This window comes from Arcanobacterium phocisimile, from assembly GCF_016904675.1.
In the GTDB taxonomy this organism is placed as follows: domain Bacteria; phylum Actinomycetota; class Actinomycetes; order Actinomycetales; family Actinomycetaceae; genus Arcanobacterium; species Arcanobacterium phocisimile.
In genome coordinates this window covers 830,103-849,761 of the sequence record NZ_CP070228.1, presented here as the reverse complement: position 1 = coordinate 849,761, position 19,659 = coordinate 830,103, and the positions used below count along the sequence as shown (strand labels likewise).

General features: G+C 52.9%; 17 protein-coding genes and 1 other RNA gene. 9 read left to right on the top strand and 9 right to left on the bottom strand.

The window, feature by feature from the left end:
• Positions 1 to 115: 115 nt before the first annotated feature.
• On the bottom strand, positions 116 to 988 hold the full coding sequence (gene mtnN / locus JTE88_RS03775) for a 5'-methylthioadenosine/S-adenosylhomocysteine nucleosidase (protein ID WP_204425490.1): 873 nt from the start codon (positions 986 to 988) through the stop codon (positions 116 to 118).
• Between the two features lie 158 nt (positions 989 to 1,146).
• The gene (locus JTE88_RS03770; RefSeq protein WP_204425489.1) at positions 1,147 to 1,464 is read right to left on the bottom strand and encodes an oxidoreductase; all 318 of its coding nucleotides are present in this window, start codon (positions 1,462 to 1,464) and stop codon (positions 1,147 to 1,149) included.
• Positions 1,465 to 1,696: 232 nt separating this feature from the next.
• Between JTE88_RS03770 and lpdA the strand changes: the two genes are divergently transcribed.
• The 5 genes from lpdA to glnA all read left to right on the top strand — a co-directional run bounded on the left by lpdA (position 1,697) and on the right by glnA (position 8,523).
• Positions 1,697 to 3,073, top strand: coding sequence for a dihydrolipoyl dehydrogenase (lpdA, locus tag JTE88_RS03765; protein WP_204425488.1), 1,377 nt, complete (start codon positions 1,697 to 1,699; stop codon positions 3,071 to 3,073).
• Between the two features lie 15 nt (positions 3,074 to 3,088).
• Positions 3,089 to 4,822 (top strand): 2-oxoglutarate dehydrogenase, E2 component, dihydrolipoamide succinyltransferase, encoded by a 1,734-nt coding sequence (sucB, locus tag JTE88_RS03760; RefSeq protein WP_204425487.1) that lies wholly within the window; start codon positions 3,089 to 3,091, stop codon positions 4,820 to 4,822.
• Positions 4,823 to 5,023: 201 nt separating this feature from the next.
• Positions 5,024 to 6,208 carry an MFS transporter gene (locus JTE88_RS03755; protein WP_204425486.1) on the top strand — a complete coding sequence of 395 codons (1,185 nt, stop codon included), beginning with the start codon at positions 5,024 to 5,026 and terminating at the stop codon, positions 6,206 to 6,208.
• A 72-nt stretch (positions 6,209 to 6,280) separates the two neighbouring features.
• Entirely contained in the window at positions 6,281 to 6,991 is a 711-nt protein-coding gene (locus JTE88_RS03750) for a DUF4191 domain-containing protein (protein WP_204425484.1), read from the top strand.
• 104 nt (positions 6,992 to 7,095) lie between these two features.
• Positions 7,096 to 8,523, top strand: a complete 1,428-nt coding sequence (gene glnA, locus JTE88_RS03745) for a type I glutamate--ammonia ligase (RefSeq protein WP_204425482.1) — start codon at positions 7,096 to 7,098, stop codon at positions 8,521 to 8,523.
• Here the strand turns inward: glnA and JTE88_RS03740 are convergent.
• The 3 genes from JTE88_RS03740 to JTE88_RS03730 are packed head-to-tail and all read right to left on the bottom strand — an operon-like array spanning position 8,511 to position 13,309.
• Positions 8,511 to 9,113 carry a histidine phosphatase family protein gene (locus JTE88_RS03740; protein ID WP_204425481.1) on the bottom strand — a complete coding sequence of 201 codons (603 nt, stop codon included), beginning with the start codon at positions 9,111 to 9,113 and terminating at the stop codon, positions 8,511 to 8,513. The genes glnA and JTE88_RS03740 overlap by 13 nt on opposite strands.
• Before the next feature lie 30 nt (positions 9,114 to 9,143).
• Positions 9,144 to 11,975: a bifunctional [glutamine synthetase] adenylyltransferase/[glutamine synthetase]-adenylyl-L-tyrosine phosphorylase gene (locus JTE88_RS03735; protein WP_204425480.1), complete on the bottom strand. Its 2,832-nt coding sequence runs from the start codon at positions 11,973 to 11,975 to the stop codon at positions 9,144 to 9,146.
• Between the two features lie 5 nt (positions 11,976 to 11,980).
• Entirely contained in the window at positions 11,981 to 13,309 is a 1,329-nt protein-coding gene (locus tag JTE88_RS03730) for a glutamine synthetase family protein (protein WP_204425479.1), read from the bottom strand.
• Positions 13,310 to 13,427: 118 nt separating this feature from the next.
• Between JTE88_RS03730 and panB the strand changes: the two genes are divergently transcribed.
• From panB to ppgK, 3 genes are all read left to right on the top strand, one after another.
• Entirely contained in the window at positions 13,428 to 14,228 is an 801-nt protein-coding gene (gene panB / locus JTE88_RS03725) for a 3-methyl-2-oxobutanoate hydroxymethyltransferase (RefSeq protein ID WP_204425478.1), read from the top strand.
• A 78-nt stretch (positions 14,229 to 14,306) separates the two neighbouring features.
• Entirely contained in the window at positions 14,307 to 15,197 is an 891-nt protein-coding gene (map, locus tag JTE88_RS03720) for a type I methionyl aminopeptidase (RefSeq protein ID WP_204425477.1), read from the top strand.
• A gap of 46 nt (positions 15,198 to 15,243) precedes the next feature.
• Entirely contained in the window at positions 15,244 to 16,011 is a 768-nt protein-coding gene (gene ppgK / locus JTE88_RS03715) for a polyphosphate--glucose phosphotransferase (protein WP_204425476.1), read from the top strand.
• A 117-nt stretch (positions 16,012 to 16,128) separates the two neighbouring features.
• Here ppgK and rnpB read toward each other — a convergent pair.
• Positions 16,129 to 16,482: RNase P RNA component class A (gene rnpB, locus JTE88_RS03710), an RNA gene on the bottom strand.
• Between the two features lie 42 nt (positions 16,483 to 16,524).
• On the opposite strand from rnpB, the gene JTE88_RS03705 reads away from it, so the two are divergent.
• A complete protein-coding gene (locus tag JTE88_RS03705; RefSeq protein ID WP_204425475.1) occupies positions 16,525 to 17,301 on the top strand; it encodes a YaaA family protein in 777 nt (258 codons plus the stop codon).
• On the opposite strand, the gene JTE88_RS03700 is transcribed toward JTE88_RS03705, so the two are convergent.
• From JTE88_RS03700 to JTE88_RS09075, 3 genes are all read right to left on the bottom strand, one after another.
• Positions 17,270 to 18,016 (bottom strand): zinc ribbon domain-containing protein, encoded by a 747-nt coding sequence (locus JTE88_RS03700; RefSeq protein WP_204425473.1) that lies wholly within the window; start codon positions 18,014 to 18,016, stop codon positions 17,270 to 17,272. The two genes, JTE88_RS03705 and JTE88_RS03700, sit on opposite strands and share 32 nt — an antisense overlap.
• A gap of 23 nt (positions 18,017 to 18,039) precedes the next feature.
• Positions 18,040 to 18,840: a Nif3-like dinuclear metal center hexameric protein gene (locus JTE88_RS03695; RefSeq protein ID WP_204425472.1), complete on the bottom strand. Its 801-nt coding sequence runs from the start codon at positions 18,838 to 18,840 to the stop codon at positions 18,040 to 18,042.
• Positions 18,841 to 19,114: 274 nt separating this feature from the next.
• Positions 19,115 to 19,651 (bottom strand): NAD(P)/FAD-dependent oxidoreductase, encoded by a 537-nt coding sequence (locus tag JTE88_RS09075; RefSeq protein WP_239519567.1) that lies wholly within the window; start codon positions 19,649 to 19,651, stop codon positions 19,115 to 19,117.
• Positions 19,652 to 19,659 lie beyond the last annotated feature (8 nt).

Sequence of the window (19,659 nt, the reverse complement as noted above, 5' to 3'; positions counted from 1 at the left end):
AATTCGCGCGCACTCGCTTCCTTGTTGGATGAACTCTCGATATACAACGACGAGGGGCTAACTTTAGCCCCTCGTCTGAGTTTTGTCAGGCTCGATGACGGGCCTGGTGGAAGTATCAGAACTTCACGTAGCCAGCCTGCTTGAGTCCTTCGAACGCAACATGTGCTGACGACTTCGCAACGACGTCGAGTTCCTCGTGAAAAGAGACTGACTGATCATCTGGCTTGCCGCACAGATCAGAGATTGCACGAATTGATACGAATGGGATACCAAATGCATGAGCAACCTGGGATGCAGCATGCGACTCCATATCAGCGGTGACTACTGCAGGGAATGCTTCGCGACGATCTTCAACATTCACTTCGGTAATGAAGGCGTCTGAGGAGAGCATCTGACCAAAGCGTACCGTCATATTGTCTTTTTCAGCTTCTTTGGCAACGGTTTCGAGCGCCGTGATCATCTTCTGATCCCCAGTGAATATTTCTGGCTGGCCAGGAACCTGGCCGCGGACGTAACCAAATACGGTGCCGTCAGCGCCGCCGTTGGTGTATTCGGTACCAACAACAACCTGGCCGACGCGCGAATCAGCAGCCATGCCCCCTGCCGAACCGATGGCAACGATGACTTCTGGCTGGTAGTGAGCCAAGGTCCAGGATAGAACGGAAGCGTCGGCGGTCATACCAATGCCGGTAACAACCATAAGCACATCGACGTCGTCTTTCTTTGCACGGTAGAGCTTACCTACTGGCGACTCGATCTCTTCTGGGTTGTAGTCAGCGACTTCTTCCAAAAATGGAGCCATTTCTTCATCCATGGCGGAAACGACGAGTGCATCAACTTTCGCCATATGACCCTTCTCCTTCATTGGTTCTAGGTGCTCGCCCGATTTATCTGCCGAGGTGGAAGAGCAAGCCGAGAGCGCCATTCCAGCGACAGCAAACATTGCCATAGCCTTTGCGTAAAACGAGCGGGTACGTGAGATTTTCATTTTTCTCCATTTCAGGATTGGGTTGTCCTTTGCGGGAGTCTCTATTGTGTAGAGAAAATCGTAGACTTGACCAGCCCAATCTCACATAATGGATACACGTGAACCATAATGTGAACACCTAGAGATGTGAGTGTACGTGACAATACTTCAGTTAAGCATTACCTCCGGTTAGATCCCGGGTTTTTCACCGTCCACTCACGCATCGACCGAGGATAGCCAGTTTGAGCTACATCATAAAGTGGCACAGCTAACTGCTCACACAATTCTTTTGCAGCCGAAAGATCAGGGACTTTACGCCGGGTCCACTCACCGTCATAGGCAACCAAGACGATCGACGTCGGATTACGTGGGGTCGCCTCTTCAAAATACGCTTCCACACCCTGCCGAGTCCGCACAAAATCCGATAGATATGCGAACGTTTCACCACGAGCTTGTTTCGCCGCCGAACGCGCTGACTTACCAAAAAACCAAACCATGTCCTCTATTGTATGCAAGAGAAGGCGCACTTGTATGCACTAATTCATCACAGCCCATTCCATAACGGTGCGCTTCCGCCCCACAGCGTTTCTCCACTGCGAAAACCTCACACGTAACATTCATTACGTAATTAACTCGCGTATTAATGAGCAATATCTCGTCCGAAGTGGGACAATATACCTAAGGGACTGGGCTCACCAGCGCCCAAACGGCAACTCGAGGGAGAGGTAAGTGTCAGAGACTAAAGAATACGACGTCGTCGTTCTCGGTGCAGGTTCAGGCGGTTACGCAACAGCAATGCGAGCCGCACAACTTGGTCTATCCGTCGCACTTGTAGAGGGCGATAAGGTAGGCGGTACTTGTCTACATCGCGGATGTATTCCAACGAAAGCACTCCTCCATGTAGCAGAAGTCGCAGATGAAGTACGCGACGGAGCTCATATTGGACTTAAGAGCAGCTTCGATGGCATCGACATGAACGCTCTAAATTCGTACAAGAATGGCGTCATTGAGAGGATGTACAAAGGCCTGACCGGCCTTATCGACACTCGTGGAGTCGAGACAGTTCATGGTTGGGGGCGACTCGTCGCCCAAGATACGGTTGAAGTAAATGGACGCCGACTTAAAGGCAAGAACATCGTTCTAGCCTCCGGCTCGTATTCCAAGACCATCGGCCAAACGATCACTGATCGAGTCATCACTTCCGAGCAAGCTCTCCAGCTTGACTATGTTCCAAACTCTGTCGTGGTTCTCGGCGGTGGTGTTATTGGCGTTGAATTCGCTTCCGTATGGGCCTCATTCGGCACGGATGTGACCATTATTGAAGGCCTCGATCGACTCGTCCCAAACGAGGATCCAGCCATCTCGAAGATGCTCGAGCGCCAGTTCCGCAAGCGTAAAATTACGTTCAAGACTAAGACGATGTTCGATCGCGTTGAAGAAGATGCCAACGGTGTACATGTATTCACTCAAGACGGCAAGCAATTCGACGCTGATCTCTTACTGATCGCTATTGGGCGTGGCCCAGCCACCCAGAATTTGGGCTACGAACAACACGGCATAAAACTCGAACGTGACTTCGTGATAACCAATGAACGCCTTCACACCGGAGTCGGTAATATTTATGCAGTTGGCGACATCGTTCCAGGCCCGCAGCTTGCTCACCGTGGCTTCCTCCACGGCATCTTCGTCGCTGAAGAAATCGCAGGCATGAATCCGAAGGCTATTGACGAGAATCTCATTCCAAAGGTTACTTATTGTGACCCAGAGATCTCATCGGTAGGTTTGACCCAACCTCAAGCGGAAGAGAAGTACGGCAAAGAAAACGTCGAAGTTGCCGAATTCAACCTTGCTGGCAACGGTAAGTCGCAAATGCTCGGTACCACTGGTTTCGTCAAGCTCGTTCGCGAAAAAGACGGACCAATTGTAGGTTTCCACGCAATTGGTGCCCGCATGGGCGAGCAGATCGGCGAAGGCGAGCTTATGGTCGCATGGGAAGCCTTCCCAGAAGACTTCGAAGGTCTTATCCATGCCCATCCAACTCAAAACGAATCTCTTGGTGAGGCCATTTTAGCGCTGTCTGGCAAACCACTTCACACACACAACTGAGACAGGGAGTTTCACATGTCTGAAGAAATTAAGATGCCCGCACTGGGCGAATCTGTCAACGAAGGAACAGTTACCACCTGGCTCAAGCAAGTGGGTGAATACGTTGAAGTTGATGAACCTATCGTTGAAGTATCCACTGATAAAGTAGACACCGAAGTTCCGGCACCTGCATCTGGAACTCTCGAAAGAATTGTGGTTAACGAGGACGAAACTGTCGATGTCGGCACCGTTTTGGGCTACATTGGTGATGGTTCTGGCGTGGATGCTCCAGCCCAACAAGCACCGGCAGAAAACGACGGTTCTGGCGAAGGCTCCGAGCCTCTTCCACAAGCACAGGCAGAAGCTCAGGCTCCACACCGTGAAAATCCAGCTCCGGCTGGTGGCTCTGGCGACGGCGTCAACGTCGTCATGCCAGCTCTTGGCGAGTCCGTTAACGAAGGAACTGTGACCACCTGGCTCAAGCAGGTCGGCGACACCGTCGAAGCAGATGAGCCAATTGTCGAAGTCTCCACGGACAAGGTCGATACCGAAGTTCCAGCACCTGCCGCTGGCGTACTCTCACAGATTGTTGTTCAAGAAGACGAAACCGTCGAAGTTGGTACCATCCTTGCTGTCATCGGTGGTGAGAGTAGTTCACCAGCTGCTGCCTCAGCTCCAGTAGCGCAGGCAGCACCTCAGGAAGAAACTGCTCCGGCAGCTCCAGCACCTGCCACCCCAGCTCCAGCAACTGCCACCCCAGCTCCGGCACCTGCTACCCCAGCTCCGGCACCAGTTGCCACAACTCCAGAAGATGGAAAGTCATCCTACGTCACTCCGATCGTCCGCAAGCTCGCGAAGGATCTCGGCGTCGACCTCGAATCTGTCACCGGAACCGGTGTCGGAAACCGTATTCGCCGTCAAGACGTAGAAGCCGCGGCTGAAGCCGCTAAGCAAGCTGCCGTTGCTCCAGCACCTACGGCTGCTCCAGCAGCTCCGGCCGCAAGCGGTTCAGTGAAGTCTGCAATCGCTTCAAAGGCTCAGGAAGCTGCTTCAAAGCGCGGTACACGCCAGAAGATGACTGGTCTGCGCAAAACCATCGCTAAGCGCATGATCGAGTCCCTCGAAACCTCCGCACAGTTGACCACTGTGATGGAAGTTGATGTCACTAAGATCGTTAAGCTACGTGCAGCTGCCAAAGATGGTTTCTTGGCACGCGAAGGCGTCAAGCTCACCTTCTTGCCATTCTTCATCCAAGCGGCAACTGAAGCGCTCAAGGCACATCCGATTATCAACTCTTCGGTAGAAAGCAACGAGATTGTCTACCACAATGTGGAGCATGTCGGCATTGCAGTTGACACACCAAAGGGCCTGTTCGTTCCAGTCATTAAGAATGCTGGCGATCTCAACATCGCTGGTATTTCGAAGGCTGTTGGCGATCTCGCAGCACGTACCCGTGACGGCAAGATCGGTTCCGACGAACTCTCCGGCTCCACCTTCACTATTACCAACACTGGTTCGATTGGCGCTCTCTTCGATACGCCAATCATCAACCAACCAAACGTGGCGATCATGGGTACCGGAGCTATCTTTAAGGCTCCTGCAGTAGTCAAGGACGAAGACGGAAACGAAGTTATTTCCATCCGCTCCAAGTGCTACCTGTCCATCTCTTACGATCACCGCATCGTCGACGGCGCAGATGCTTCTCGCTACCTGCGTGATGTCAAGATGCGTCTCGAAGAAGCAGATTTCGCTGGGGAACTTGGTCTGTAACCAAAACAAATAACCTCATCTAGTGTGGTGGGACCGCTCTCGGGCTGTCCCACCACACTTATATCTACCTGCCTAGCATGATGTTGAAAATACTCTGCCCGGCACGACTCGCAGAATGCATAGTACCTACAACAGTCGTAAGATGGCACATAACTGGACGGTAAACATATAATCAATATTTCATATATCGATCGGAGCGGCGTGAGTAGTTTTTCAAGTTATCGCCAACTTCCCAAACTAACCGGATACGGCTATCTCCTCATTTCATTAATTGGCCGTTTTCCAACGTCAATGACAATTATTGGAGTCCTCACCTTAGTCACGGCAGTAACAGGCTCCGTCGCCACAGCATCGTTAGCGTCTGCGGGATTGGCCATCGCAACCGGCATCGCTGGCCCAACAATTGGGCGCCTGACCGACAATTACGGTCAACGCCTACCGCTACTAGTGATCGCTCCGGTTAACATTATCGCGTTGCTGACACTGACGTTGATACTCACCAAAACCACCCCAATATGGGTTGTTATCTGCCTCGCGGTTTTTGTCGGTGCCACAACCATTCCACTAGGTGCTTTGGCGCGTGTACGTTGGTATCCGGTGACACATGGTCGCCATGAACTCGGTGCAGCGTTGTCCTGGGAATCAGTTGCTGACGAAATGGGATTCGTCTTCGGTCCAGCCTTAGTTGGAGTTATCGCCTCGGCTTTTAATCCACAGGCCGCACTGATCCTCGCGGCATTAATCGTTGCTACGTGTGTTATCCCCTTTGCTCTCTCACCCTATTCTGTCGGTCCGGCTTCACATGGTGACGGCAAAAAAGCTCCATCAATCGCCAAAGTTCTTGCCGCGGTTCGCACCCCGTTATTAGCGATGCTTGCTTTAGGCATGTTTTTCGGCGCGGCACAAACCTCCGTTACCGCATTTTCCCAACAACAAGGTACTGCTAGTCATGCGGGAATCATTTACGCAATGATGGGGTTAGGCGCGGCCATCACCGCCCTTGGCTCAGTGATTCTCCCCGATTGGATGACATACTCGATGCGCATCGTGCTCGGCGGATCTGGCCTAGCTCTCGGCTCCGTTTTCTGTTCCATTGTGCCGTCTCCTATATATTTGGCAGTTGCAGTTTTTCTCACCGGCCTTGCGATCGGTCCAGCATCAGTAGCGATCTTTACGCTAGCTGGCACGCGCGCACCACGCGGCGGCGATGCCGTTGCCGTGACCGCTCTTGGTTCAGTTAACGTCCTTGGCGTGGCAACGTCAGCCTCGGTCACCGGGCAAATAGTTGAATATTCCGCCTCTTATGGCTTCTATGTGTGCGCACTTGCCGGTATTCTTATCGCCGTTGCCACCTTGGTATCTGACCGAAACAAATTGTGCGCTTAGAGCATTGGAGCTTTTGGCGTTACTGACGTAAAATCGGCACTAGTTCCATACGTGAAAAACAAAAGGATAGTCATGGCAAAAGAGCGTAAAGAAGCAAAGATGAAGAAGCCAAAGAAGAAGCGCTGGTATTCCTATCTTGGTGAAGCGTACAGCATCTCCAAGGAAACCTACTCGTGGACTCCGTTCGCCATCTTTGGTCCCCTTATCGGTGGTATTGCGCTTGGAGTTATCCTGGGTATGGTCACCGGTCGATGGATTTTGTGGCCGATTCTCTTCACGTTGCTCGCCATCACACTCTCGCTCTACATTCTGGTTGAATTAGTCAAGCGTGCGTCATACGCCAAGATTAACGGTATTCCGGGAGCATCAGCTGCTGTGCTTGGGCAGATCAAACGTGGCTGGATCATTCCAGAAGAACCGGTGCGGTTCAACGCCCGCACACAAGATATGGTCTTCCGTGCTATTGGCCGTCCGGGCGTCGTCCTTATTACCGATGGCGATAAGGGACGTTCTGCGAAACTTGCCAATGAGGAACGTCAGTCCTTGCGCCGAGTTATTCCGAACGTACCAGTTCATATCATTTCTGTGGGCGACGGCGAAGGGCAAGTTCCGCTCCTGAAGCTTCAGCGGGCCATGCGCAAATTGCCCAAACAACTCACTAATCAGGAAGTTCAAGCTGTCTTCCAGCGTTTGGATGCAGTGAAAACAAATCCGATCGGCATTCCCAAGGGTGTCGATCCGTACAAGGCCCGTCCTGATCGCCGTGGCATGCGTGGCCGGTAAATAAAATACGTGTCTCACAATGTGGGGGTAGTTGCACATCGTAGCTACCCCCACATTACACTTATATGTGACCCCTATTTGCTGATGCAGGAAGGACTTTTCTGATGTTCACATCGTCAGCTCAAGCTAAAGATTTTATCCGCCACGAAGGTGTTGAATTTATTGATGTTCGTTTTTGCGATCTGCCTGGGATGATGCAGCATTTCACTATCCCAGTCGATACATTCGAACCGGAATCCCTTGATGAGGGCATCATGTTCGATGGCTCATCGATACGCGGGTTCACTGAGATTCACGAGTCTGACATGAAGCTGGTCCCTGATCTTAGCTCCGCATTCATCGATCCTTTCCGCATTGCGAAAACCCTTGTGATTAACCACTTCGTCGTCGATCCGTTCACAAACGAGTCCTACGATCGCGATCCGCGCATCATTGCTCAACGTGCCGAAGACTATGTACGATCAACTGGTATCGCAGACACCGTCTATATCGGAGCAGAAGCAGAATTCTTCATTTTTGACGATATTCGCTACCAAAACACTCCACAGCATTCGTTCTATTCCGTCGATTCTGCTGAAGCTTTCTGGAACACTGGCCGTGACGAAAATGGCCACAATCTCGGTTATAAGACCGAACAGAAGGCTGGATACTTCCCGGTTAGCCCGCACGATCAGATGGCTGATTTGCGTGACACGATGACGAAACTCTGCCAACAGGTCGGTTTGAAGATTGAACGAGCTCATCACGAAGTTGGCTCTGGTGGTCAGCAAGAGATCAACTACAAATTCGATACGCTTCTCGCTGCCGCAGACGACTTGATGAAATTTAAATACGTTATCAAAAATGCCGCAATCGAATCTGGCAAGACTGCTACCTTCATGCCAAAACCACTCTTTGGCGATAACGGTTCGGGTATGCATTGCCACCAATCGTTGTGGAAGAACGGCGAACCGCTCTTCTTCGACGAACGCGGTTATGGCGGACTATCCGATGTGGCACGCTGGTATATCGGCGGTCTGCTCGAACATGCTCCATCACTTTTGGCCTTCACCAACCCGTCGGTTAATTCCTTCCACCGATTAGTCCCAGGTTTTGAGGCTCCAGTTAATCTTGTGTATTCGGCACGTAACCGTTCGGCATGTATCCGTATTCCGGTTTCTGGTGGGACTTCAGCCAAAGCAAAGCGCATCGAGTATCGTACTCCGGATCCATCAGCTAATCCATACCTTGCTTTTGCTGCGCAGGTCATGGCCGGTATCGACGGTATTAAGCGCCGAATTGAACCGGCGGCACCGATCGATAAAGATCTTTACGAGCTTCCACCGGAAGAACACGCCCAGATCCCACAACTGCCGGCAACTCTCGATGAGGCACTGCGCGCACTCGAAGCTGACCACGACTACCTCACCGAAGGTGGCGTGTTCAGCGAAGATATTATTGCTACCTGGATCGATTACAAGATGAAAATGGAAATCGAGCCGTTGCGTCAGCGTCCTCATCCATACGAGTACCAGCTGTATTACGGCTTGTAAATATGCATCCAACGCTGGGCGTGATACCCAGTATCTAAAGTTCCCTCCACCACGGCGATGCCAGTGTTGTGGAGGTGAACTTTACGCATTTCCTCAGTAATTCCTTGGGCTCGCACCCCAAGCCAATAGGTGATAATTGCAGCGTGGGCAAAGATCACTGGACGCTGCGCACCCGATTCTTCGATTTCGCGCACGACAGCATCGAATCGGTCAACTGTTTCGCGGCCGGTATCAGCCCCACCCAGACGCAAATCTAACTCGCCAGCGATCCAGGCACGCATCGTGCCGATGTATTCGCGCATTGCGGATTCTTTAGTTGCGCCTTCCAGCGAACCTGCGGCGATTTCGCGCAATCCGGGGCGCACCACCGGTTCGATACCTAGCCGGGTAGCTAACGGTGTTGCGGTCTGTTCGGTGCGCAACGTATCAGATCGCCAGATAGCATCTGGCTCGTAGGTTAAAAGATCAGCGACGACGTCGTTCGCCTGACTCCAGCCTAGTTCAGTTAGTGAGGCGCCTGGAATGACGGTATCAATTGCTCCGCGTTCGTTTGAGTATGTTTGTCCGTGCCGTACCAAAATTAGTTTCATTTTCTTCTCCTACGCGTAGCAATTGGCGTTTCATTCATTATCTTCGCCGTAAAAATATTTTTCCATAACGGCTCGCGCTCGTCGCGATGAGCGTAAATATGACTCGGCTATCTCGTGACTCGCACTAGGCGGTTTGCCTTCAAGTGCGGCGAACAACTGCAAAAGAGCTGGGTCATCTGGCACCAGCTCGAGCGCAGATCCAGATTTCCCGGTAGCTAGCACGTTGAGATCGCGTATCGTGTGGGCTGTCATCCAGGAGTCTTGTAAAATTTGGGCATCGTCGTCGGCGATTATGCCGGTTTCTACGGCTGCGGTGAGTGCCCTCAAGGTCGATTGGCTCCGTAGCTCGCCCTGTTGGCCAGCGTGTTGTAGTTGGCATAACTGTATCGTCCATTCAACATCGGTCATGCCGCCACGACCGAGTTTGAGGTGGCGGGTGGGATCGGCGCCGCGTGGGAGTCGTTCGCGTTCCATTCGGATTTTGAGCATTTGTATGTCTCGAACTTGTTCGTCAGTAAGCCCAAGTTCGGGGTAGCGAATAGGATTGATGCTTTCGAGCCATTGTTGGGCCAGCTCCTCATCTCCGGCACAGTATCGGGCACGCAGGAGAGCTTGTTGTTCCCACGTTTGGGCCCAACGCTGATAGTAGGTTTGGTAGGACGATAGCGAGCGGGTGATCGCGCCTTGTTTACCTTCAGGGCGAAGTTTGGTGTCAGCCTCCACTGCGGGTTCGCGACCGGCTACTTTGAGTAGCTGGAGAGTTTGACTGGCGACGTGTTGTGCTTCGCGGAACGCTGTTTCGTCGTCAACCCCAGGGTGTGGGGCGTAGACGAAGAGTAGGTCGGCGTCAGAGGCGTAGCCGACTTCTCTTCCGCCGAGGCTTCCCATGGCGATCACACAGTGGCGCGCGTGTTGGTTGGTTTCGCTGAGGGCTCCGTTGAGGGCTGCGGTGATGGCAATGTCTGATGCGTCGCTCAGTGCTCGGTGGACGTCTGGTAGGGAAACAAGATTGAGGGTTTGTCCGAGTGCCATGCGTAGCATTTCTCGACGTCGTAGGTATCTGCCGGCGAGGGCTTTGTCTGAGGCTGTTTTGCGTCGGCTCACGAGTGCCGCTAGTTCGGTATCGAGCTCGTTGCGCGATTGCGGACATAGCTGTTGATCGTCATCGAGCCACGTAATGGCATCCGGCAACGATGGTAACAGCCTGGCGACGTATCGTGAGGTGGCCAGGACGTGTGCCAGTCGGGGTGCAACAAGCGCACTATCGCGTAATAATCGCATATACCATGAGGTTGTTCCTAGCCGTTGGGACACGTCACAGAACGCGTTGAGTCCGTGGTCTGGTTCGACTGCTTCGGCCATCCAGCCGAGCATCGCGGGTAGCACGTGGCGTTGGATTGTTGCGGTGCGTGAAAGACCGGTGGTGAGGGCTGATATGTTTCGCAATGCAAGGTCGGTGTTTTTGAATCCAATTGCAGCAAGGCGTTCGCGAGCGGCGTGTTCGTCGAGTACGACGTTGTCCGGGTCAAGGGAGGCGAGGGATGGTAGCAGCGGATGATAGAAGATTGCGGTGTGTAGTTGGCGCACGTCACGGCGGATTTCTTGCCAGCGACTTTCAAGCTCTACGGCGTTCATCCCTAGCGTGGTGGCAATGGCTTGTAAGTGTTCGACGGCGGGCACATCGTGGGTTCGCCGTAATCGTTGCAACTGGATACGGTGTTCGAGGGTGCGTAAGAACCGGTAGTGTCGGTCGAGTTTGTGTCCGGCTTCGCGTCCAATATAGCCGGCTTCGCTCAGTTGGTTGATGGCCTCGATCGTGCCGGGTGCGCGCACAGATTGATCGGTTCGGCCGTGGACGAGTTGGAGGAGTTGGATGGTGAATTCGATATCGCGCAGTCCCCCGGCACCGAGTTTGAGTTGCCGGTCTGCTTTGGCTCGTGGGATCTGGGATAGGACGCGTTCGCGCATTCGGCGTACCTCGTCGACGAAGCCTTCATGGTTGGCGACGCTCCACACGAGTGGGGTGACAAAATCAAGGTAGCGTTGCCCGAGATCCTGGTTTCCGGCGATAGGCCGGGCTTTGAGGAGGGCTTGAAACTCCCAGGGTTGTGCCCAACGTTCATAGTAGGCCTGGTGGGAGGCCAACGTACGCACCATCGGGCCGTTCTTCCCTTCGGGGCGTAGGTTGGCGTCAAGTTCCCACAACGGCGGGATCTGACCGCGAGCGCTCACTGCACGGGTCATCCAGGCTGTGATCGCGGTACCGATACGAACGGTGTCGGCTTCGGTCACGTCCTTTGTTGCTGGTTCGGCGATATAGATGACGTCGACGTCGGAGATATAGTTCAGTTCTTGCGCGCCGGTTTTCCCCATGGCAATTATCGAAAACTCAACCTTGCTTGCTTCAGGTAGCCAGTGTTGTGCCCCGGTGAGGGCATGTTGGAGAACTTCTCCAGCAAGTCCAGCAAGCATGCGAGAAATATCGTAGACGCCGTCGATTGGTTTTTCTTGGGTGAGGTCGTGGCTGGCAATGGTGATGAGCCGGCGATAGTAGGCCAACCGCAAGGCGTCAACGTATTCGGTTTCGTCTTGTGCTTCCACTGCGCTGATGTGGGGTGCGTAGGGCGTATCGATATCGTCTTCGAGGGCGCTGAGCAGCTGGGGGTGGACGATGAGGATGTCGGCGAGAGTGGAGGAGAATCCGAGGATTGCTCCCAGACGCTGACAGGAGTGTGGATTGTTGATGATCCGGTCGAACAGGTGGGTGTGTTCGGGCCTAAGTCCCTCACCCAGGCGTTCATATGCGACTTGGGCTTGACCTGGGTTTGCCGCATATTCGAATAGATGTGGATTATCCGCCATGATTTTCAGTATTGGATGCTACGTTCGAAGGCGGTTACTTGCTGGCGGTAGGCATCCCATTCCCACAGCTTGTTGCGCAGGAAGTAGTCGAAGGCGTCTTCGCCAAGGGTGGCTGCGATGAGTTCTGATTTTTGGGCGAGTTTGATGGCTGAGTGTAGGGAGGATGGGAGTTCTTCGATTCCCATAATGTGGCGTTCGCGAGCGCTGAGTGCGTTGATGTTGGTATCGATTGATTCGGGCACATCGTAGCCGTTTTCGATTCCGGCTAGGCCGGCGTTGAGTATGACAGCAAAGGCTAGATAGGGGTTGACTGCGGAGTCCAGTGCCCGATATTCGATGCGGGCGCTGTGACCTTCGGTTGATGTAAAGCTAGGAACTCGGATAAGGGCGCTACGATTGTTCCTCCCCCAAGCAATATATGCGGGAGCTTCGTCGCCTGCCCATAGGCGTTTATAGGAGTTGACGTGTTGGTTGGTTACAGCTGATATTTCGCGTGAGTGGCGAAGGATACCGGCTACGAATTTCATTCCGATGTCGGAGAGTTTGTAGTCGTTGAGCGGATCGTAGAAGGCATTAGTTTCGCCTTCGAAGAGGGACATGTGGATATGTAAGCCGTTGCCGGGTTGGTCAATGAGTGGTTTGGGCATAAAGGAAGCCTCGACGCCTTGGGTGATGGCCACATGTTCCACAACAGTTCGTAGGCTCATAAGGTTGTCGGCCATGGTTAGTGCGTCTGATACCCGTAGATCGATTTCATTTTGTCCAGGCCCGGCTTCGTGGTGGGAGAATTCGACGGGAATTCCCATATGTTCGAGTTCGGTGACTGCTTGGGCGCGGAAACTTTGAGCTACTGGGCGCGAGACGTGGTCAAAATACGAACCGTTATCGATGGGAATAGGATCGCCGTTAGGATGGGTTTGACGTTGGAATAAATAGAATTCGACTTCCGGGTGGACATGGAAGGTGAATCCGGCTTTGGCTGCGCGTTCGAGTGCTCGGCGGAGAACTCCGCGCGGGTCGGAACGTGCCGGCTGGTTATCTGGGGTGTGGATATCGCAGAACATGCGTGCACATGGTTCGCCTGATTCGTCCCAGGGCAAGATGTGAAACGTCGATGCGTCGGGTTTGATGACCATATCGGCTTCATGAACGCGCGAGAGGCCTTCGATGGCAGATCCGTCGAAGCCGATACCGGAGTTGAAGGCGTTTTCGAGTTCTGCTGGCGGGATGGCAACTGATTTGAGGGTTCCGGAGACGTCGGTGAACCATAGTCGAATGAAACGTACGTTGTGTTCTTCAACCGCTGCGATGACGTGTTCTTGTTGGGTATCCATACCTGCCTCTTCCGGTATTCGTGTCTGCTTTTATTGTGCCACATGAGAGTGTGCTACCAGTTATAGAACTTAAGGAAAGATGCACTAGAATAAGATCTGCAAAAGAAAGGTTTATGCAATGACAATCAAGCGTGTACGAGCCCATCATTTAGCTCAAATGAAAGCCGCGGGCACTCCGATCACTATGCTCACGTCGTATGATGCGATCACTACTCGTATTTTCGATGAAGCTGGAACAGATATGTTGCTCGTTGGTGATTCGTATGCCAACGTCATGCTCGGGTTTGATTCAACCACTCAGGTCGGTATCGAAGAAATGGTCTTAGCTACCGGCGCTGTTGCTCGGGTAGCCAAACGTGCATTCGTGGTTGCCGATTTACCTTTCGGATCTTATGAGACCTCGCCTGCTGATGCGGTGGCTAATGCGGTGAAACTTATTCGTGCCGGAGCTTCAGCGGTCAAGTTAGAAGGTGGGGTGCGGATGGCACCGACTATTGAGGCTATTGTGCGTGCAGGTATTAACGTTGTGGCACATATCGGCTACACTCCACAATCAGAAAATGCGCTGGGCGGGCCACGTGTACAAGGCCGTGGCGATGGCGCTGATCAGGTGCGCAAGGACGCGGTTGCTGTTGCCGAAGCTGGCGCTATCGCCGTCGTTCTCGAACTCGTTCCGGCACCTATCGCTACCGAAATTACCCAAGATCTTGCAATTCCTACTATTGGTATCGGTGCCGGTGAACACACTGATGGCCAGGTTTTAGTATGGACAGATATGGCTGGCATGACCAACTGGCAGCCGTCATTCGTGAAGGTTTTTGGTGAAGTTGGCCAAGAGTTGAAGAAGGCCGCTGAAGCCTATAATACGGCTGTGCGCGCCCGTACCTTCCCTGACGATCAGCATCGTTTCGATCAGTAATCTCCCTATCGGCCGTAACTGTAAAACATTATCGGCGTTACGCAAACCTTTGTCCGAATAACGACTAGAATTGTAGATATGCAAGCTCACACATTAGTCCCAGGTACCCTCTCCCCTAAACGTCATGTTCCAGCAGAGATTGAACGTCCAGAATATCTGTTCCATGATGGTCCAGAAGTAGTCACAGCCTCGGATGTTAAAGACGCCGAGACCATCGAACGCATCCGCATCTCCTCCCAGATCGCCGCCGATGCGCTTTATCTAGCTGGGGCTGCAGTGCGCCCGGGCGTGACGACAGATGAACTTGATCGTATTGCGCACGAATACATGTGCGATATGGGCGCATACCCATCTTGCTTGGACTATATGGGTTTCCCGAAATCGATTTGTACCTCAATTAATGAAGTAATCTGCCATGGTATCCCCGATTCTACAGAGTTACGTGAAGGCGATATTATCAACCTCGATGTCACCGCTTACAAAAATGGTGTCCACGGTGATACCAACGCGATGTTCTATGCCGGTGACGTCGATCAAGAATCCCGTGATTTGTGCGAACGCACCTACACTGCGATGATGCGCGGTATTCGAGCTATCAAACCGGGCCGCAAAATAAACGTTATTGGGCGAGTGATTGAATCGTATGCAAAACGGTTCAACTACGGCGATGTAGAAGATTTTACTGGCCATGGCGTCGGTGAAGCTTTCCACTCTGGCCTCATCGTTCCGCATTATGATGCAGCTCCTCAATTTGATGATGAAATCCAAGTCGGCATGGTCTTCACCGTCGAACCTATGCTGACTCTTGGAACCCAACGTTGGGATCAGTGGGATGATGGTTGGACTGTTGTCACTGCTGACCGTAAGCGTACCGCGCAATGGGAGCACACCGTCGTCGTCACAGATTCCGGTGCGGAGATTTTAACGTTGCCTACCCAGGGGCAAACCTCCCCAGCAATGCCGCAGTAACTGCGCAAAGCACCTAATTTTTGTTCTAGTGTTCAAAGGAGAAACAATGACTACCCACATCTCTGATATTGCTATCGGCGTCGATATTGGCGGCTCAGGCATTAAAGGCTCGATAGTTAATACTGCCACTGGCGAGTTCGTCGGCGAAGAAAAGCGCATCCCGACTCCCGAATTAGCTCAGCCGGAAGTCATTGCAGATATCGTCTCCCAGATCGTTGAGTCGTTCGAGGTTGGCCCAGAAGTCCCAGTCGGCGTCACCTTTCCTGCTCCCATTGTCAACGGCGTGTGCCCGCTGGTGGCTAATTTGAGCCAAGATTTCGTTAACAGGAACGTCGAAGAGCTGATGTCTGAACATGTTGGCCGTCCAGTCGTTGTCCTTAACGACGCCGATGCCGCAGGTTTAGCCGAAGCTGAGTTTGGTGCTGCGCATGGCCAAGATGGAACCACCATCGTCTTGACTCTGGGCACTGGTATTGGGTCGGCTCTAGTTCGCGACGGTATCTTGGTACCGAACACCGAAATGGGCCATTTTTTACTCCCTAACGGACTCAAAGCTGAAAAGTGGGCGGCGTCCTCGATCCGTACAAAAGAAAACCTCTCCTTGGAGCAGTGGGCTGAGCGCCTACAAGACGTACTCGATATGGTAGAGATGTTCTTCTCCCCTGACACCATCATTTTAGGTGGTGGTATCTCTACTCGGTTCCCGGAGTTTTCACCGTTCTTAACCACACGGGCACGGCTTGAATCAGCTCGCTTGTTCAACACTGCCGGTATCGCTGGCGCAGCGTTAGTGGCAGCTCAACAGCAAGCGTAAGGTCAGTAGTCTCTGCCCTCACGGGTCACAAGCGCCCGGCAGTACGACTATCGCTTATAAGACGATTGTGGGTAGCAAGTTTCGACTTGCTACCCACTGTCATATCTATAAGAGAAACGAATGAGCCGGCCGATACGCCGGGTTTTGTCCGCTTGAAAACAAGCGTGGCGACCATCCATCTAGGCTTATCGTTACCGATAAGCTCAAGCAACCTACCCGCATGCTCGACGGGACGCCTCAACGCACGCTGCTCGGTCTTGCTCTCGGTGGGGTTTACCATGCCACAACGATCACTCGTTGCGCGGTGAGCTCTTACCTCACCCTTTCACCCTTACCGCGTTGCCGCGGCGGTTTACTTTCTGTGGCACTGGCCTGCGGGTCACCCCGAGTGGATGTTATCCACCACCGTTCCCTGTAGAGCCCGGACGTTCCTCGGGAGCTTGGCGCTCACGCGGCCGCCTAGCCGACTCATTCGCATCTGCATCTTACCGCAGGTTTGCTTAAACTGGGTACGTGCTTATTCTATTACCGCCCTCCGAGGGCAAAACACAGCCCACTAGCGGTCCGTCTTTAGACCTGCAATCCTTGAGCTTCCCGCAGTTTTCTGACACTCGTCGCCAACTCATCAACGAGTTGATAGCCGTATCACAACGCGATGATGCGCTAAAGATTTTAAAAGTTGGCAACCGGCTCGAACATGAGGTTCGCCGGCAAAGCGCCCTGTGGGATTTACCCTGCGCTCGAGCATCAGAGATTTATACCGGTGTTCTGTTCCATGCGTTAGACTTCGCGAGCGCCACAGCCGACGATATGACACGCGCCGATAACCATATTCTGATTTTTTCTGGTCTTTTCGGGCTCACTCGCCCTTCTGATCTGATTCCGGCCTACCGGCTCGCTATGGGCTCTGCGCTACCTGATGCGGGAAACACAAAAACGTTATGGAAGCAGGCATTGAAAAATACCGAGTTTGCAGGGCAAGAGCTGGTGATTGATGCGCGTTCTGGTGCCTACCGGGTGTGGGATCCGCCGCGCGAGGCCGAGCATGTACTCATTAACGCGGTCCGGATCAAGAACGGCGAACGTAAAGTCGTATCGCATAACGCCAAGCATTACCGTGGCTTGCTTGCTGGGGCACTTATTCGTTCTGCGACTGTTGTTGACGACGCTGAAGAACTCGCCGAGTTTGCGCATACGTTGGTCGACGATGGGGTGATCACCGGCGTCGAACTTGATCCGCCAGGAAAGACGCGCACCCTTACGCTAGTGGAAAATCTGGATCGCGGATGACGATACAGCCGTAGTCGTCGCTGATATGGAAAGTATCGGGATCTGCTTGCCGGATTTGGCTCACTTCAATCGGCGAAAGCTCTACTCCGCCGCTAGTGGTTCCGTTGGAGTGTAGCGCGATCACTGTCAATCCTCCATTGGCCACTGCATGTTCGTAGGCGCGCTTGAGTGGTTGGGCAAGTGGCCCGTAGATAGAGTCTCGACGAATCTGGACGTCGTTTCGTTGACGTTCGATATCGTCCACATCGGCTTCTAACGTGGCACGTTTATCAACGAGTTGGGCGTTGAGGTTGGTTTGTCGCTCGCGCGCATCGTTTAACTGCGCTTCAAGAGTTTCGATGTTTTCTAGGATTTCGTATTCATGACTCTCGTGTTCGTCGAGCTGGGCACGGTTGGTTTCTACCTCGCTTTGAAGCGTGAGTAGTTGGCGTGAGTCCATTCCAGTTCCGGCATTCAACCGATTTTCTTTTTCGACGACGACGGCGCGGGCACGATCACTTAGTTCACTCGCTTTTTCAAGAGCAGATTGTCGCGCGACGAGGGCTTCTTCGACTTCGACAATTTCTCGCCCAACGGCTGCGATAAGATTCATGATTTGCCCTACTTCTTCGCGCAACGGGTGACGAATATTGTCACGATTGAGCCGGGCGATAAGGGAGTCTAGTTCGACGACATCGAGGAGTGCGAGCTGGTCGGCGCGGGATGCTTGGTACATAGTGTGTTCCTTTGGAGTATGGGTCAAAGCCGTAGCGTCCACGGGTCGGTGACGAGGGTGGATATATAGGTCTCGACGTCGCGCTTGACGGTGATTGCGCGTTCCATCGCTGGGAGTACTGGCCATTCGGAAGCGAAGTGGGTCAGGCCGATAAGTGCGCATCCTCCGCCCCATAAATGATCGGTTGCTGGATGGTGGCGCAGATCGGCACAAATATAGACGTCTGCACCCGCTTCGTTTGCGGTGTGCAGGAAGGAATCGCCAGATCCTGGCGAGAGAGCGACGGTGCGCACAATTTTTTCAGGGTCTCCCCCGACTAAAACTCCCGGTTCGGTGTGTGGGAGTAACCCATGGAGACGCTGAGCTAATTCGTAGACTGACATCGTCATTGGAAGTTCTCCCACCCGTCCAATCCCTAATTTTGGCTGGTTAGGGTTAGGTGACAGTGGGCGCATGTTTTCTAACTGCAAGAGACTGCCAAGCGCGACAGCAGATCCGGTTGGTGCTGCGTCAGCGTTGGTGTGTGCGGCATAAAGCGCAATATCGTTTTTGATCAGCTTGTGAACCCACGAACCTTTCGCCGTCGTCGCAGCTACCGTGGAGGTGCCTCGTAAGTAGAGCGGATGGTGAGTGATGAGCATGTCTGCACCACGTTCAAGGGCTTCGGTAACTGTGGCTTCACACGGATCTACAGCGAATCCGATTTTTGAGACTTTAGCCTGCGGATCACCGGCAACAAGGCCAACCCGATCCCATTCTTCGGCGAGGCGTACCGGAAACGCATCTTCCATAACGGACATAACATCTGCAACAGTGATCGACATAACTCCACATTATCCTATAGTGCGAAGGATATAAAAGATGGCAGAGCTACGAAACGTTTTCGTAGCTCTGCCAGTTGTCTCATACTTGATTAGTCGGGCCTGTGCCCCTTGATGACCATTCCCATGATTCGTAGGTTAAACGCCGCAAATCGTGGTAGCTGGCGGAACACACTTTTACGGAAGTTTAAGACCTTTTTATTTGGCAGTGGCGCTTTGGAGACATCGTGTATTGGTTGTGCCGAGAGGCTCTTATCTGGTGTTTCATTCATTTCTATCACTCCGGAATCAGTGGCCAGCCGAATTTAGCTTTAGCTTTGTAGATGAATAAATAGTGGAGCATGAGTTTCACCCAATGCCCATGCAAACCGATCTCACCTTTGGTGTGTTTGAGATCGCGGCCGGTTGGGTAACGATCGAAGTTTGGCACGATAGGACGTTGAGTCATCGCCGCTGCTGTTCCTTTAAATAGCCCGGTTCCAGCCGAGGCGACACATGCGGCACCCATGTCTGCCATTGAAGCATGCTCTGCCGGAGCATTCGGGTTCTTCAATCGTTTTGAAATGGTGATAGCAACCGCTTTACCCATAGCTCCCGATGGCATTCCGGTTCGCGGCGGCGCCGGGGCAATGACGGTACCGTTTGGCGTAGTACGTGGACGGGAGAGTTGATGCGGGGGCGCAAATGCGATTCCAATAGCAAAGATGTTGTCGTATCCGGGCACTTCGTAGGTTGACGGCCAATCTGTTGCTTGCCATTCTTCATATAGTTTCTTAGTGTAGTCTGCGTCGACTTTCATAAAACCGTTGGGCATAAAGAGCT

Bases quoted from the DNA above. Each gene is read 5' to 3' on its own strand.
- mtnN (WP_204425490.1), bottom strand. From the start codon at position 988: ATGAAAATCTCACGTACCCGCTCGTTTTACGCAAAGGCTATGGCAATG.
- JTE88_RS03770 (WP_204425489.1), bottom strand. From the start codon at position 1,464: ATGGTTTGGTTTTTTGGTAAGTCAGCGCGTTCGGCGGCGAAACAAGCT.
- sucB (WP_204425487.1), top strand. From the start codon at position 3,089: ATGTCTGAAGAAATTAAGATGCCCGCACTGGGCGAATCTGTCAACGAA.
- JTE88_RS03750 (WP_204425484.1), top strand. From the start codon at position 6,281: ATGGCAAAAGAGCGTAAAGAAGCAAAGATGAAGAAGCCAAAGAAGAAG.
- glnA (WP_204425482.1), top strand. From the start codon at position 7,096: ATGTTCACATCGTCAGCTCAAGCTAAAGATTTTATCCGCCACGAAGGT.
- JTE88_RS03740 (WP_204425481.1), bottom strand. From the start codon at position 9,113: ATGAAACTAATTTTGGTACGGCACGGACAAACATACTCAAACGAACGC.
- JTE88_RS03735 (WP_204425480.1), bottom strand. From the start codon at position 11,975: ATGGCGGATAATCCACATCTATTCGAATATGCGGCAAACCCAGGTCAA.
- JTE88_RS03730 (WP_204425479.1), bottom strand. From the start codon at position 13,309: ATGGATACCCAACAAGAACACGTCATCGCAGCGGTTGAAGAACACAAC.
- panB (WP_204425478.1), top strand. From the start codon at position 13,428: ATGACAATCAAGCGTGTACGAGCCCATCATTTAGCTCAAATGAAAGCC.
- map (WP_204425477.1), top strand. From the start codon at position 14,307: ATGCAAGCTCACACATTAGTCCCAGGTACCCTCTCCCCTAAACGTCAT.
- ppgK (WP_204425476.1), top strand. From the start codon at position 15,244: ATGACTACCCACATCTCTGATATTGCTATCGGCGTCGATATTGGCGGC.
- JTE88_RS03700 (WP_204425473.1), bottom strand. From the start codon at position 18,016: ATGTACCAAGCATCCCGCGCCGACCAGCTCGCACTCCTCGATGTCGTC.
- JTE88_RS03695 (WP_204425472.1), bottom strand. From the start codon at position 18,840: ATGTCGATCACTGTTGCAGATGTTATGTCCGTTATGGAAGATGCGTTT.
- JTE88_RS09075 (WP_239519567.1), bottom strand. From the start codon at position 19,651: ATGCCCAACGGTTTTATGAAAGTCGACGCAGACTACACTAAGAAACTA.